Raw genomic sequence first — 14,830 nt, forward strand, 5'->3', positions numbered from 1 at the left:
TTCTAGAATAATTGATAGAACTTATTGAATTAAATAATATTTTATAAATTGTAAGATAATTTTAATCATGCTAACGTGAATGCAAAATCACTGGAGAAAGTCTTATGAAACTCGCGGTATATAGCACAAAGCAGTACGACAAAAAGTATCTGCAACATGTTAACGAGGCTTACGGGTTTGAGCTTGAATTTTTCGACTTTCTGCTGTCCGAAAAAACCGCTAAAACGGCGCACGGCTGTGAAGGCGTCTGCATTTTTGTAAATGATGACGGTAGTCGTCCGGTGCTGGAAGAGTTGAAAAAACAGGGTGTGAAATACATCGCCCTGCGCTGCGCGGGCTTCAACAATGTGGATCTCGACGCGGCGAAAGAGTTAGGGCTGAAGGTGGTACGCGTCCCGGCTTACTCTCCGGAAGCGGTCGCAGAGCATGCTATTGGCATGATGATGTCCCTGAACCGTCGTATTCATCGCGCTTATCAGCGTACCCGTGATGCCAACTTCTCGCTAGAAGGGCTGACTGGCTTTACCATGTATGGCAAAACCGCTGGCGTGATCGGAACAGGTAAAATTGGCGTGGCTGCCCTGCGTATTCTGAAAGGTTTTGGCATGCGTCTGCTGGCGTTTGATCCCTACCCAAGCGCTGCTGCGCTGGAACTGGGCGTCGAATATGTTGACCTGTCGACCCTGTTATCACAGTCTGACGTGATCTCCCTGCACTGCCCGCTGACACCGGAAAACTACCACCTGCTCAACCAGGCGGCATTTGACCAGATGAAAGATGGCGTGATGATCATCAACACCAGCCGCGGCGGGTTGATTGACTCTCAGGCCGCCATCGAAGCGCTAAAAACGCAGAAAATTGGTGCGCTGGGGATGGACGTGTATGAAAACGAACGCGATCTGTTCTTTGAAGACAAGTCTAATGATGTGATTCAGGACGACGTCTTCCGTCGCCTTTCCGCATGCCATAACGTTCTGTTCACTGGACACCAGGCGTTTCTGACTGCCGAAGCGTTGATCAGCATTTCGGAAACCACGCTGGGGAATTTGCAGCAGCTGGAAGAGGGTGAAGACTGCCCTAACGCGATAGTGTAAACCACCTGTGCCGGGTGGGCGACGCCCTGCCCGGCCAAAAACCTACACGCTGTCTGGTGCGCGGTCAGTTTCCCATGACCGATGAGCAAAGCGCCACCAGAGCAGGACGGCCATCAGTGCAATCGCGCTCAGTACGCTGAATGCCGTCGCAAAAGAGTAATGACCGGCAATCATGCCAGTTAACGCTGGACTCATGGATGCCCCAATCCCCTGCATCAGCATCACCACACTCTGTCCGGCATTGACGTGACCACTCCCGCGCAACAGCACCACAATAAACGACGGTACCGCGACACCCAGGATCCCGGCTGCCAGTCCGTCGAGAATTTGTACCGGGATCATCATTAACGGCGCATCGGTGGATGCCGCCAGCGCCGCGCGTACTGGCATAACCAGCAGCGCCAGCATAATTAAGCGCCAGTAACCGTAGCGCTCTGTTCGGTGTGCAACCCAGATGGCGACGGGAATCATCACGGCCTGAGAGATGATGACGGTGCCAGCCGCGAACAAACCGGGATTGATTGAGGCAGGTGCTGCGGCAACCCTCATACTCAGCATTGGCAGCAGTGCCGCGTTCGCCAGATGGAACAGCAGAAGCGTAAGCCCGGTAACAAAAAGCACTCGCTTTTTAAGCAGCACTGCAAAACCGGGAACCGGTTGCTTCACTGAAGATGGCAACCCCCGCGCGGCGTTGTTATCAATATCCTTATTGCGAATGATAAACAGCGCGCAGAGCGTGAGCAGCGTCGTGCAGGTCATCAGCAGGAAAATCCCGCCGACGCCCCAGTACCAGGCGATACCGCCAGCTATCAGGGCGGTCATAAAGTTACCCGCATGATTAAACGCCTCATTTTTGCCCATCTGCGCACTGAACCCGCTCTGGCCGGTCAACCCAAGCGTTATCCCGGCGATCAGCGGCCCCACAAACGCCGCACAGATACCGCTGACAATTTGCGAAACGGCAACAACCCCGCTCTGCTGGCTAAACCAGAGCAGGAGCGTACTGAGGGTGATGAGCAGGCACACCAGTGCCAGCACGGACCGCTTACTGCGCGAGGTATCGGTGATGAATCCCGCCGGCAACGTGGCCAGTAATCCAGCCAATCCTCCGGCCGTCATCAATATGCCGATATCATCGGGGGTCCAGTGGCGTTCGGTCAGAAAAATACCGAGAAAAGGGCCGAGTCCATCGCGGACATCTGCAATGAAAAAACTTGTCAGGCATAGCGCCCGCAGTGAACGAAGAGACATACTGCTTTCCTTTGCATGATACATGCCTGTTAAAATCACAATGGAGTATACCGGGTATCGGTGAAAATGAGATGACATCAAAAAAATCTTTTCCCCGAACTTAAACAATTCATAACGAACGTTGTTTTTTCGCTTTACTCATTATCAAGCCTTATTATACTGGCGATAAATTTACACAGGAGTCCTTCGTTGGAAAGTCACTTTATATATGATACGAAGGTAAGCTAGCGCGAATTCCCGCTGCTTGCCTGAACGGTGGGCAGCAATCTCTTCAACGCGATTGCATCCCGGCACATTAAGAACCGCTATAAATGTGGGTAATCGCTATGTTCATGTTTACACATTCACTCTTCCCGCCACCATCGCTCTGAAAATACGTAGTATTTAAATGACGTCATATTGTGCTTTAGCACTGACGTTTAGTATTTAATAACGTAAACAGGCGACAGGCTGATGTTCCCTTATATCTCACATCTGCTCGCAGCAATGCTGCTGGGCGCAATTATTGGCGCAGAAAGACAATGGCGCCAGCGTATGGCCGGGCTTCGTACCAATGCACTGGTTGCTACAGGCGCGGCAGTGTTTATTTTAAGTTCCGTATCGACGTCACCCGATAGCCCCGGGCGCATCGCGGCACAGATCGTCTCCGGGATTGGATTTCTCGGCGCGGGTGTCATTATGCGTGAAGGGATGAATATTCGGGGTCTGAATACCGCTGCAACGCTGTGGTGCTCTGCCGGCATTGGGGTGCTATGTGGATTAGGTCAATTCTGGAATGCCGCGATGGCAAGTTTAATTATCCTTTGCGCTAACATATTGCTTCGCGAAGCCGCACAGCGGATTAATCAACTCCCCGCGCTTCATGAAGGTGAAAAATGCTATGTTCTCAAAGTTACCTGCAATGATGAGCATGAAGATGCAGTACGGCAGAATGTCGTCAATATGGCGCAAGAGCTGACGTTAAGCCTGAAAGCCATTTATTCAACGACTGCGAAAACAGAAGGAACCACCGAAATTCGGGCTGAAGTAATTACACGGGAGGAATACCGGAAATTACTCGATTTGATTATGGGTAATATGGGTGGGAATAAAATTATCGCTTCCGTAAGCTGTCATGCAATATAAAACAAACCGGGCCGTGCGCCCGGTTATCATTTCACTTACTGGCTCAGACATCCAGACTGCGATGTTTCAGCATCGGCTCAATCTTTGGATCGTGCCCACGCCAGTTACGATATAGTTCAGCTAAATCCGTACTATTCCCACGAGATAAAATCGCATCACGGAATTTTTGCCCGTTTTCACGGGTTAAACTGATCTCCTCAGAGGACATAATCAGTATGTCGGAAGATCTCTAAAAGTGAATGGTTCGTTTTGCAGTGACATATCGGTTTTCATCCAGCACCAGAAAATCAAATGACGATTGACAACCCATGGAAATAATAACCCTGCGAGATATATCTCCCGCAGGGTAAGGTTTTATGGTGTAACGATATTGAACCAGAAATCAAATTTATCCATATACCCGAGCATAGCGTCGAGTTTCGCACCATCACCAGAAATTTTCACATCTCCGCTGTCCTGGGCTTGCTTGAGCGTAACCTCTTTCAGGATAATTTTGTTAAGCGTGTCGCGGTTGAGGGTAATGGTGGCGTCTGCATCTTTAGCTTCGGCGTTTGCGGTGTGGTTCAATACCCCGTTCTCCAGCTCAAGCTTGTACTTGCCACCGTCGCTGCCCAGATCGATGTTAAACACCGATTTAGCATCGCCTGCTTTTTGACCGTTGATATGTACAGCAAGATAGTCAAAGAACATCTCTGGCGTCATCGCGCGAACAGTATCCGGACTGGCGGTATTAGGTGTCGGCCCTTTTACCACACCATTACGCAACTCTTGCGCGCCAGTCAGGTAGAAGTTACGCCACGGGCCAGATTCAGCCTGATACCCAAGCTGTTCCAGCGCATCGGCTTCCAGATTTCGCGCGGTCTGGTTGTTCGGGTCAGCAAAGACCACTTTGCTCACCACCTGAGCTACCCAGCGATAGTTCCCCTGATCGAAATCGGTTTTTGCCTTGCTCAGGATTGCATCCGCACCGCCCATATACTCAACAAATTTCTTCGCACTTTCTTCTGGAGGCAGTTCATCCAGCGTTGCCGGGTTGCCGTCAAACCAGCCCAAATAAAGCACATATGTGGCTTTAACGTCGTGGCTCACAGAACCGTAGTAGCCACGGTTAGCCCATGTATGCGCCAGTGAGTCTGGGAGCTTGAAGTTAGCGGCGATTTCGTCACGCGTCAGCCCTTCGTTCGCCATACGTAGCGTCTGGTCGTTGATATAACGATAGAGGTCACGCTGGCTTTTCAGCAGTTTAACTACGTTTTCATTGCCCCAGGTCGGCCAGTGGTGCTGTGCCATGATAATTTCAGCTTTATCACCCCAGCACACAATCGCCTGGTTGATATATTTCGACCACGGCAGCGGCTCGCGGATTTTCGCACCACGCAGCGAATAGGTGTTGTGCAGAGTGTGAGTCACATCCTCAGCTGATTCGATGAGTTTTTTCTCTTCGATATACCAAAGCATTTCTGAGGGTGCTTCAGACCCCGGGGCGAGCATAAAGTCGTAGGTCAGGCCGTCTATAATTTCTTTCTGGCCATCTTTCTCAATGATATTGGTTGGAGTAATCAGCGTTACCGTTCCGGCGGAGGTAGTGGTACCAAGTCCCGCGCCTACCTGTCCTTTAGCATCTGGTTTCAGCAGGTTGCCATACATATAGCTGGCGCGGCGGCTCATTACGTTACCCGCCATGATATTCTCGGCAACGGCCGCTTCCATAAATCCAGCCGGAGCGTAGACTTTCACTTTACCGGATTTAACATCAGCTTCATCCACCACGCCACGTACGCCGCCGTAATGGTCAACATGGCTGTGGGTATAAATGATTGCTACGACAGGTTTCTTGCCACGATTTTTGAAATAAAGATCCATACCGACTTTCGCCGTTTCTGCCGAAACCAGCGGGTCAACAACGGTAATACCTTCTTTACCTTCGATGATGGTCATATTCGACAGGTCAAGATTTCGGATCTGATAAACACCTTCGGTGACTTCAAAAAGACCGCTAATATTAATCAACTGTGATTGACGCCACAAACTGGGGTTGACTGTATCGGGGGCTTTATCACCCTCTTTAATAAAAGAATATTGTTGCGGGTTCCAAATTACGTTTCCTTGTTCCCCCTTGATGACTTCTTGTGGAAGTGGGGCGATAAATCCTTTGTGAGCATTGGTGAAATCAGTGTTATCGGAGAAAGGAAGTTGATTATATAAGGCATTGTTAGCTTGTTGCGTAGGTGCTGTTGCGTCTTTCGATGCCTCAGCAGCCAAAAGAGGCATACTAACTGAGCCCAGAATACCTGCTAAGGCAAGGCTCCTCACTATCATGTTGAATTTCATCAAAACCTCTCGACGGTCTACTGTGTACGTTGGATTTGTAAAAAATATTTTAATGAATGAAGTCAGGAATAAATATAATCCGTGTAACATAATTAGCAAGTTTGATTTGCACAGAAAAAAATTGATTTTCTGTTGACATGAACTACGCGCAATCATTAAGCCATTGAACTATTCGCAAGCAACTGTTATTACTTGATGTACGTTCGGAAAAAACTGCGTAATACTCATCAGAGAAATATTTTAAAGTGTCACTTTCAACTACAACCACTAATTTAAAAAATGTTTTTTGATAATTGATATTGTGATTACAAACACATATTTAAAACCAATAAGAAATATCGAGAGAATGGAATACAACAATTGCTGCATGAAGGCGCACGGTGTCGACACCGACGACCTTGCCATTCTGTTTAGCATTACGCCCGCCAATCATGACGGTATCAATGTTGCTGCGTTCCGTGGCATATACCACCGTGCCGAAGGTGTTTCCGTTCGGATATCCTCCTGCAAATTTCGCAGAATTTAAGGATTCATTTTGGGGAGGAATTTTGGATGAGTTTTTTGGGAAAAAAAATCAGACAAGAAACCGGGCATCGGCCCGGTTCTGTTCTTGCACTACAAAAGACCTTAAGCGCTCAATCCACGGTTCTTCAGCATCGGCTCAATCTTTGGATCGTGCCCACGCCAGTTACGATAAAGTTCAGCTAAATCCGTACTATTCCCACGCGACAAAATCGCATCACGGAATTTTTGCCCGTTTTCACGGGTTAAACCGCCCTGCTCGACAAACCACTGATAGCCATCGTCCGCCAGCATTTGCGTCCACAGGTAAGCGTAATAGCCTGCCGCGTAGCCGCCGCCAAAGATATGCGCAAAGTAGCTGCTGCGATAACGCGGCGGTACGGCGGGCAGATCCAGCCCCTCTTTTTTCAACGCGGCGGATTCAAACGCTTCAACGCTCTCAGCAGGCTCACGAATACTGTGCCAGTTCATGTCCAGCAGCGCGGCACTGAGCGTCTCCGTCATGTCATAGCCTTTGTTAAACTGAGTCGCACTCAGCATGCTCCTCCGTAGCGCCTCCGGCATCGGTTCACCGGTTTCAAAATGACGGGCGTAATGGGCAAATACCTGAGGATGGCTGGCCCAGTGTTCGTTTATTTGCGACGGAAACTCAACGAAATCACGTGGGGTATTGGTACCCGCGAGTGTGGCGTAGCGCTGGCTGGCAAACAGCCCGTGTAGCGTATGACCGAACTCGTGGAACAGAGTAATCACGTCATCCCAGGAGAGTAGCGCCGGGCGTCCATTACCCGGTTTCTGATAGTTACAGACATTGTAGATAACCGGACGGGTGGCAAATTCATAGGATTGCATGACGAAACTGTCCATCCACGCCCCGCCATGCTTGGAGTCACGGGCAAAGAAATCACCGTAGAACAGCGCCATACCAACACCCGTGTGGTCGAAAATTTCCCACACGCGAACGTCCGGGTGATAAACCGGGATATCGAAGCGCTCTACAAAACGGATGCCAAACAGCTGGCTGGCCGTCCAGAATACGCCATCGTGCAGGACGTTATTGAGCGCAAAATACGGCCTGATTTGCGACTCATCTAGAGCATATTTTGCCTGACGTACGCGCTCCGCATAAAAGGCCCAGTCCCAGGGCTGTACGGTGAAACCACCCTGCTCGTCGTCAATGACTTTCTGAATATCGGCCTGCTCGCGTTCCGCGCGGGTACGTGCGGCAGGCACAATACCACGCATAAAGGCCAGCGCGGCGTCAGGCGTTTTCGCCATCTGGTCGGCAATGCTCCAGCTGGCGTAATCCTCAAAGCCCAGCAAGCGAGCTTGTCGCGCACGCAACGCGGTAAGACGAAGGATCAGCGCACGCGTATCGTTCTCATCCCCTTTCTGGGTACGTGTCCAGCCTGCGTTAAACAGATTTTCGCGCGTCTGACGATTGCGTAGCACCGAAAGCGCGGGTTGCTGGGTGGTGTTCAGGAGCGGGATCAACCAGCGGTCGTTGAGATCTCTCTCGGAGGCAGCCTGTGCGGCATCTGCGATCTCGTCAGCGCTAAGACCATCAAGCTGGTGCGCATAATCCACCACCAGCCCGCCCGCTTTATCAGCAGCCAGCAGACGCTGATTAAACTGGCTGGTCAAGGTAGCCGCCTCGGTATTCAGTGCCTTCAGCTCGGTTTTTTCTGTCTCATTCAGACGTGCGCCGGCCAGGATAAACCGCTGATATGTCTCCTCAACCAACCGACGGGATTCAGCGTCCAGCGCGGCACGGTCCTGCCAGACGCTTTCCACACGGGCGAAAAGCGTGTCGTTTAGCCAGATATCGTTCGCCAGCGCGGCAAGTTCGGTGGAGAACTGCTCTTCCAGTTCCTGCAGGTACGCATTAGTGTGCGCGGAGGTCATGGCGAAGAAAACACTGTTGACGCGTGTCAGCATGGCGCCGCTTTTCTCCAGCGCCAGTACGGTGTTGGTGAAGTCTGGCGCAGTGGTCTGGGAGACAATGGCGTCAATATCCGCCCGCTTCTGGCGAAGCGCTTCATCGAAAGCCGGGCGATAGTGGCTATCGTTGATTTCATCAAAACGGGGGGCCTGGTAAGGTAAAAGGCTAATTTCAAAAAAGGGATTCGTGGCCGTCATCTTTTGCTCCTGAGTACGGGTCTTCTCCCAGATTAGGCCAGGCCGCCATCCCCTGCAATGCTGTCATACAAATGTTGCCTTAACGCACCCTCTGCGGCCGTGCTATGTTAGTACAACACAAAAAGCGTTGAGGAACAGTGAGATGATTATTTTAGTTACCGGGGCGACAGCGGGTTTTGGTGAAAGCATCACGCGTCGCTTCGTCGCCAACGGGCACAAGGTGATTGCAACGGGTCGTCGTCAGGAGCGCCTGCAGGAACTGAAAGACGAACTGGGTGACAGCATCCTGACCGCGCAACTGGATGTGCGTAACCGCGCAGCCATTGAAGAGATGATTGCTAACCTGCCTGCCGAATGGCGCGCCATTGATGTGCTGGTCAACAATGCCGGTCTGGCGCTGGGCATGGAGCCTGCCCATAAAGCCAGTGTTGAAGACTGGGAAAACATGATCGACACCAACAACAAAGGGCTGGTCTATATGACCCGCGCGGTGTTGCCGGGAATGGTGGAACGCAATCGCGGCCACATCATCAATATCGGTTCCACCGCCGGAAGCTGGCCATATGCGGGCGGCAACGTCTATGGCGCGACCAAAGCGTTTGTACGCCAGTTCAGCCTGAACCTGCGTACCGATCTGCACGGCACGGCCATTCGCGTCACCGATATCGAGCCAGGTCTGGTGGGTGGAACTGAATTCTCCAACGTGCGTTTCAAAGGTGATGACGCGAAAGCGGACAAAACCTACGAAAACGCTAACGCGCTGACGCCGGAAGATGTCACCGAAACGGTCTGGTGGGTAGCGACACTGCCGAAGCACGTCAACATCAATACCGTAGAAATGATGCCAGTCAGCCAGAGTTTTGCCGGACTTAGTGTCCATCGTGGCTAACTGAGCCCTTCCCGGCCTGCGGGCCGGGTCTGTATCGGGTTATAAAAGAATGGTAGTATGTCCAGGCTAACTCTCTGAGAAATGACAACTCATGGCCGCTGAATCGCAACTCAATCCCACCCAGCCTGTAAACCAGCAAATCTATCGCATTTTGCGACGTGATATTGTCCATTGCCTGATCCCACCGGGTACACCGCTTTCTGAAAAAGAGGTGTCCGTGCGTTTTGATGTTTCCCGTCAGCCAGTGCGCGAAGCGTTTATTAAGCTCGCAGAAAACGGGCTGATTCAGATCCGTCCGCAGCGTGGCAGTTACGTGAATAAAATTTCACTCTCTCAGGTGCGCAACGGCTGTTTCGTTCGTCAGGCCATTGAATGTGCAGTAGTGCGCCGCGCTGCAACGCTTATCAACGACAACCTGTGCTACCTGCTGGAGCAAAACCTGCATCAGCAGCGCATTGCGATTGACCGCAAACAGCTCAACGATTTCTTCCTGCTGGATGACGAATTCCACCAGAAACTGGCGCAAATTGCCGATTGCCAACTCGCCTGGGACACCATCGAAAACATTAAGGCCACCATCGACCGCGTGCGCTATATGAGTCTTGATCACGTTTCCCCGCCGGAAATGTTACTCCGACAGCACCATGATATTTTTAATGCGCTTGAAAAGCGCGATGCAGACGGTGTGGAAAAAGCGATGACACTGCATTTGCAGGAAATTAGTGAATCTGTGCAGCTTATTCGCCAGGAAAATAGCGAGTGGTTTAGCGAAGAGTAAATTCTGCATTTAAACCCGGCAGATGAGCTTCACAAAGTTGGCTGCATAACGTGCAGTCTTTTCGCTTATTTCCATTTCCCTCATATCACCAGACATCAATATTTCCCCGCCAAAACTATCAATAAACAAACGGTTCACACGGTAAATTATCGCCGTGTTCCATTAGTGCCGACAATATTGAGAAAAAAGTGTGAGTTTGATCAAAAACAAAAACAAGAAAAGCTGACAGGCGTATTTATAGTGTCCCGTAAACGGTGAACGCTGAATTAGCGCCGTAAAGGATAAGTTAGAGAGGAGAATATACCATGATGACATACGACCGTAACCGTAATGCAATCACTACTGGCAGCCGCGTCATGATTAACGGCACTGGCCATACTGGCGTCATTAAAGCGATCCATAGCGACGGTCTTGATGCCGCGCAAGTGCGTCGTAGCAAAACGGTGGAAGTGGAAGGATGCGAAGGTAAGTTCGAACCGATTGAACTGATTCGCTTGGGTATGCACTAAATTGTACCCGTACATGCCGCCGCGAACGGCGGCATGAGATGAATTATCATTGTGCTGCGTACTGCGCCACTGTGGCTTTTGCCCCCTTCTGTAGCAACGTCTGATACGCGCTCATCACCGCATCCACAAAGCCAGCCTCTTCAGGTAGCTCTCTGCCAAAAATAGCCTCGATGCCAATCAGGGCTTTCACACGGCTTTCCCCCTCAGCACTTCCCTTCACTGCCGCCTGAATCACGGCCAGTTGCGGATCGCTCACCTCAATGGCATTACCCTGCTCATCCACACCGCCGACATAGCGCATCCAGCCAGCCACACCCAATGCCAGTAGCGGGAAGGGCTTTTGATGCACCAGGTGCCAGCGTACAGAATCCAGCATACGCTGCGGGAGCTTCTGGCTACCGTCCATCGCAATTTGCCAGGTTCGATGACGCAAGGCCGGGTTACTGTAGCGAGCAATCAGCAGATCGGCATAATGACCTAAATCGACGCCTTTCACTTTTAAGGTTGGTGCCTGCTCGTTGAGCATCAGCTTATGCGCGGCGAGGCGGTAATTCTCATCTTCCATGCAGTCGTTGATATGCTGGTAACCTGCCAGATAGCCAAGATACGCAAGGAATGAATGACTGCCATTGAGCATCCGCAGCTTCATCTCTTCAAACGGAATCACGTCTGACACGAGCTCAGCCCCGGCTTTTTCCCATTCAGGACGTCCGGCTACAAAGTTATCTTCAATTACCCACTGGCGGAACGGTTCGCAGGCCACGGCCGCCGGGTCGCGTACGCCAGTCAGTTGTTCGATTTTATTCAGTGTTTCTGCCGTTACTGCAGGCACGATACGATCCACCATCGTTGACGGGAAGGTGACGCTGGATTCAATCCAGTCCGCCAGTTCCCCATCGACAGCGCGAGCATAAGCACAGGTGACATTACGCATCACGTGGCCGTTCTCCGGCATGTTGTCGCAGGACATCACGCTGAAAGCAGGCAAACCCGCAGCTTTACGGCGTGCCAGCGCTTCAACTACTACCCCGGGTGCAGATGTCGGATGATGAGGGTTTTGCAGGTCAGCGGCAATTAACGGATGATCGAACATCAGTTGCCCGGTCGCGGGTGAGTGACAATACCCTTTCTCGGTGATCGTCAGCGAGACAATTGCCACCTGCGGTTCACACATCGCGGCCAGCACGGTCTCCAGCCCGTCAACCTGGGCATGGAGTGCTTTTTTGACCACTCCGACCACGCGAGATGTCCATGCATCGGCAGACATCTCCGCCACGGTATAGAGGTTATCCTGCGCGTTGAGGTCGGCAATCTGCTGCTCGCCGCCAATCAGGTTTACTTCACAATAACCCCAGTTGCTGCCGTGTTCCGCTGCGAGAATGTCGACATAAACCGCCTGATGTGCACGGTGAAATGCACCGAAGCCAAGATGAACAATGCGTGCCTTCAGGTCGTCGCGAGTGTACTGAGGAAGCGTGGCTTTCGCCTGTAATAACCGGTTTTCCATGATTAAGACTCGTTAAGTAGAACGCTGTGAACCACTGCCGCTCATTGACCAGAGCGGCAGTGCCTGCTGACTACACCAACTAGAATGGCAGTTGGGGTAAAAAAATAACTGCCATTAACCATACTGATACTTCAGTTTGAAATTTTGATTTATATTAACTTTTGTTCATGTGGTGTGACACACGCTGAAAGTTGTGTGACAAATTACTCAAGTTATAAACCATCAGCGCCGTGAGGAGACGGCTCCGTAGCTTACGGACTCTTCTGGCGCAACTTCCGCTGCATCTTGCGCCGCGCTCAGGTCGCGATCACGCACTTCCGGCATCAGGAAAGCAGAAACCAGCCCAATCACGGAATAAGCCACCAGCATGGCGACAATCGGCCACCAGGAACTGGTCATATTGCAGAAGATCCCGGCCAGCACCGGACCAAACCCTACCGCCACCAGTCCCCCTGCCTCTTTTGAAATAGCCATACGGGTAAAGCGATTACGTGAGCCAAACATTTCCGCCATAGTGATGTTTTCCAGTGCAAACAGCCCCAGAACAGCAAAATTATGGATAACGATGATCGAGAGCATAATCACGCCCGGTGCATAACTCTTATCAACGATGATCGACAGCATCGGGTACGCCAGAATAATGGCGGAGATATTCAGGATAATGTACGGCAGACGACGTCCCACTTTATCTGACAGCCAACCCAACAGTGGGATGGTGATAAACCCGAGAATTGAACTGATCATCAGCGCATCGGTGGGAATCGCTTTATTAAACAGCAATGTCTGGACCAGATAACCCGCAAGGAACGTCTGAATCAGACCTGAGTTACCCGCCTGACCAAAACGCAAACCTGTCGCCAGCCAGAAGGATTTGCTCTTAAACATGGCACCTAAAGATGTATCAGGAACCACGGTCTCTGTATCGCTGACTTTTTCAAATACCGGGCTCTCTTTGAGGTTCATCCGCAGCCAGATGGCGAAGATCATCACCACCACACTGGCAAGGAACGGTACGCGCCAGCCCCATGCGAGCAGCTGTTCACGATCGAGGGCAAAGAACATCACTGCCCAGATAGCCGTTGCGCTCAGCGTCCCGCAGTTGGTCCCCATCGCCACCAGCGAGGAGATAATGCCGCGTTTCCCTTTCGGGGCATATTCCGCCAGCATGGTCCCGGCTCCGGAAATCTCTGCCCCGGCCCCCAGCCCCTGAATAATGCGCAGTGTCACTAACAGAACAGGTGCAAAAATCCCGATTTGCGCATAGGTCGGCAGGACACCGATGAGGGTGGTACAGATCCCCATCATCGTGATGGTGATGAACAACACCTTTTTACGGCCAATGCTGTCCCCCATTCTGCCAAAGATAAAGGCACCGACGATGCGCGCAATATAACCTGCACCGTAGGTCCCCATCGCCAGGATCAGCGCCATCGCAGCAGACTGTTCCGGGAAGAAGATCTCATGAAATACCAGGGCAGCCCCCAGCGAGTAAAGCTGAAAATCCATGAACTCGAGAGCGGTGCCCAGCCAGCCGGAGACGGCGGCTTTCACCAGATCGGAGGTCGTTCTTTGAGGTTGTATTTGCGTCATAATGGCTATCTCTGAAAGGTAAGATGCGTACCACATAGAGCCTGTCTGCGCAGGCTCTTAACCGCGTGAATTATTATTTGTCGAATGTCAGCAAGACCTTGCAGCACTGCCGCTGATCTTTTTCAAACAGTTCGATGGCGTCTGTTACGTGGTGATAGTCAAAGGTGTGCGTAATCAATTTTTCAGGGTCGATAAGCCCCTTTTCCAGCCAGTCGATGACGACCGGGAATTTGTTGGCGTTCAGGCGTGAAGAGAAAATCGTCAGCTCTTTACCGGTAATGCCCTGCTGAGCAATCAGGCTTGGTTCGCTTGAGAAGCCCATCAGCACGATGCGCGCCGCAGGAGAGGCCAGCGTAATGGCCTCCTGCAAAATCGACGGATGACAGGCGGCATCAATGATTAACGTCGGTTTGATACCTTTTTCCTCCAGCGCAGCCTGTAAGGACTGTTCGCTGTTGTTAAATACCCAATCCGCACCACTGCGCTGGGCCATTGCCAGCCGCTCCTCAATACGGTCGACGACAATAACCTGTTTGACCTGATAGACCCCCTTCAGAGCCTGAACAGTGACCAGTCCCATTGGACCTGCGCCGTAGATCAGGGCTACATCGTGTTCCGTCGGCTTTGCCTGCCCCGTCACGTTGGCGGCAATGGTAAAGGGTTCAACCATGACAGCATGTTTATCCGGGATCGCATCCGGGATGGGCCAGGCATTTTTAGCAGGTACTGCCGCATAGTCGCTGAAGCCGCCGTCACGGTGAACGCCCAGCACCACCAGCGAGGTGCAGACGTTCGGTTTTCCCACCGAGCACGGATAACAATGTCCGCAACTGATCACCGGATCAACCGAGACGCGCTGGCCCAGACGCGAACTGTCGACGCCCTCGCCCACAGCATCAATGACGCCAAAAAACTCATGGCCAATCACACGCGGATACTTCGCAAACGGGTTATGGCCCCGGTAAATATGGCTGTCTGAGCCACAAATCCCGGCCAGTTTAATGCTGACACGCACTTCTCCGGCAGCAGGTTCCGGGCGTGGACGCTCTTCAATCACCAGTTGGTTCGGCTGCTGGATCACTATACTTTTCATCG

At 51.6% G+C, this 14,830-nt stretch carries 11 protein-coding genes and 2 pseudogenes; 5 read left to right on the top strand and 8 right to left on the bottom strand.

What is annotated here, in order from left to right:
* The first annotated feature begins 104 nt into the window (after positions 1-104).
* Complete coding sequence (locus tag HED65_RS02955) at positions 105-1,094, top strand: 2-hydroxyacid dehydrogenase (RefSeq protein ID WP_114977370.1); 990 nt, start codon at positions 105-107, stop codon at positions 1,092-1,094.
* Between the two features lie 42 nt (positions 1,095-1,136).
* On the opposite strand, the gene HED65_RS02960 is transcribed toward HED65_RS02955, so the two are convergent.
* Positions 1,137-2,345 carry an MFS transporter gene (locus HED65_RS02960; RefSeq protein WP_114977371.1) on the bottom strand — a complete coding sequence of 403 codons (1,209 nt, stop codon included), beginning with the start codon at positions 2,343-2,345 and terminating at the stop codon, positions 1,137-1,139.
* 453 nt (positions 2,346-2,798) lie between these two features.
* On the opposite strand from HED65_RS02960, the gene HED65_RS02965 reads away from it, so the two are divergent.
* On the top strand, positions 2,799-3,470 hold the full coding sequence (locus HED65_RS02965) for an MgtC family protein (protein ID WP_114977372.1): 672 nt from the start codon (positions 2,799-2,801) through the stop codon (positions 3,468-3,470).
* A gap of 43 nt (positions 3,471-3,513) precedes the next feature.
* Here the strand turns inward: HED65_RS02965 and HED65_RS02970 are convergent.
* From HED65_RS02970 to dcp, 4 genes and pseudogenes are all read right to left on the bottom strand, one after another.
* Positions 3,514-3,669: pseudogene (locus tag HED65_RS02970) on the bottom strand (M3 family metallopeptidase); the annotation flags it as partial.
* 155 nt (positions 3,670-3,824) lie between these two features.
* Complete coding sequence (locus HED65_RS02975; RefSeq protein WP_114977373.1) at positions 3,825-5,801, bottom strand: alkyl/aryl-sulfatase; 1,977 nt, start codon at positions 5,799-5,801, stop codon at positions 3,825-3,827.
* Positions 5,802-6,159: 358 nt separating this feature from the next.
* A pseudogene (locus HED65_RS22605) lies at positions 6,160-6,300 on the bottom strand (amidohydrolase family protein); the annotation flags it as partial.
* A 128-nt stretch (positions 6,301-6,428) separates the two neighbouring features.
* Positions 6,429-8,462: a peptidyl-dipeptidase Dcp gene (gene dcp / locus HED65_RS02985; protein WP_114977374.1), complete on the bottom strand. Its 2,034-nt coding sequence runs from the start codon at positions 8,460-8,462 to the stop codon at positions 6,429-6,431.
* Positions 8,463-8,604: 142 nt separating this feature from the next.
* Here dcp and ydfG point away from each other — a divergent pair, with 142 nt between their 5' ends.
* The 3 genes from ydfG to ydfZ all read left to right on the top strand — a co-directional run bounded on the left by ydfG (position 8,605) and on the right by ydfZ (position 10,638).
* Positions 8,605-9,351, top strand: coding sequence for a bifunctional NADP-dependent 3-hydroxy acid dehydrogenase/3-hydroxypropionate dehydrogenase YdfG (ydfG, locus tag HED65_RS02990; protein ID WP_023292548.1), 747 nt, complete (start codon positions 8,605-8,607; stop codon positions 9,349-9,351).
* A 91-nt stretch (positions 9,352-9,442) separates the two neighbouring features.
* On the top strand, positions 9,443-10,129 hold the full coding sequence (locus HED65_RS02995) for a GntR family transcriptional regulator (protein WP_114977375.1): 687 nt from the start codon (positions 9,443-9,445) through the stop codon (positions 10,127-10,129).
* A gap of 305 nt (positions 10,130-10,434) precedes the next feature.
* Positions 10,435-10,638, top strand: coding sequence for a putative selenium delivery protein YdfZ (gene ydfZ, locus HED65_RS03000; RefSeq protein WP_014831738.1), 204 nt, complete (start codon positions 10,435-10,437; stop codon positions 10,636-10,638).
* Between the two features lie 46 nt (positions 10,639-10,684).
* Here ydfZ and HED65_RS03005 read toward each other — a convergent pair whose 3' ends face one another.
* From HED65_RS03005 to HED65_RS03015, 3 genes are all read right to left on the bottom strand, one after another.
* Entirely contained in the window at positions 10,685-12,145 is a 1,461-nt protein-coding gene (locus HED65_RS03005; RefSeq protein ID WP_114977376.1) for a mannitol dehydrogenase family protein, read from the bottom strand.
* 222 nt (positions 12,146-12,367) lie between these two features.
* Positions 12,368-13,735: an MFS transporter gene (locus HED65_RS03010; RefSeq protein ID WP_114977377.1), complete on the bottom strand. Its 1,368-nt coding sequence runs from the start codon at positions 13,733-13,735 to the stop codon at positions 12,368-12,370.
* Positions 13,736-13,808: 73 nt separating this feature from the next.
* Complete coding sequence (locus HED65_RS03015; RefSeq protein WP_114977378.1) at positions 13,809-14,828, bottom strand: Zn-dependent oxidoreductase; 1,020 nt, start codon at positions 14,826-14,828, stop codon at positions 13,809-13,811.
* Between the last annotated feature and the right edge of the window lie 2 nt (positions 14,829-14,830).

The organism is Pantoea sp. LS15 (assembly GCF_012241585.1).
Lineage (GTDB): Bacteria > Pseudomonadota > Gammaproteobacteria > Enterobacterales > Enterobacteriaceae > Enterobacter.

Bases quoted from the DNA above. Each gene is read 5' to 3' on its own strand.
- HED65_RS02955 (WP_114977370.1), top strand. From the start codon at position 105: ATGAAACTCGCGGTATATAGCACAAAGCAGTACGACAAAAAGTATCTG.
- HED65_RS02960 (WP_114977371.1), bottom strand. From the start codon at position 2,345: ATGTCTCTTCGTTCACTGCGGGCGCTATGCCTGACAAGTTTTTTCATT.
- HED65_RS02965 (WP_114977372.1), top strand. From the start codon at position 2,799: ATGTTCCCTTATATCTCACATCTGCTCGCAGCAATGCTGCTGGGCGCA.
- HED65_RS02975 (WP_114977373.1), bottom strand. From the start codon at position 5,801: ATGAAATTCAACATGATAGTGAGGAGCCTTGCCTTAGCAGGTATTCTG.
- dcp (WP_114977374.1), bottom strand. From the start codon at position 8,462: ATGACGGCCACGAATCCCTTTTTTGAAATTAGCCTTTTACCTTACCAG.
- ydfG (WP_023292548.1), top strand. From the start codon at position 8,605: ATGATTATTTTAGTTACCGGGGCGACAGCGGGTTTTGGTGAAAGCATC.
- HED65_RS02995 (WP_114977375.1), top strand. From the start codon at position 9,443: ATGGCCGCTGAATCGCAACTCAATCCCACCCAGCCTGTAAACCAGCAA.
- ydfZ (WP_014831738.1), top strand. From the start codon at position 10,435: ATGATGACATACGACCGTAACCGTAATGCAATCACTACTGGCAGCCGC.
- HED65_RS03005 (WP_114977376.1), bottom strand. From the start codon at position 12,145: ATGGAAAACCGGTTATTACAGGCGAAAGCCACGCTTCCTCAGTACACT.
- HED65_RS03010 (WP_114977377.1), bottom strand. From the start codon at position 13,735: ATGACGCAAATACAACCTCAAAGAACGACCTCCGATCTGGTGAAAGCC.
- HED65_RS03015 (WP_114977378.1), bottom strand. From the start codon at position 14,828: ATGAAAAGTATAGTGATCCAGCAGCCGAACCAACTGGTGATTGAAGAG.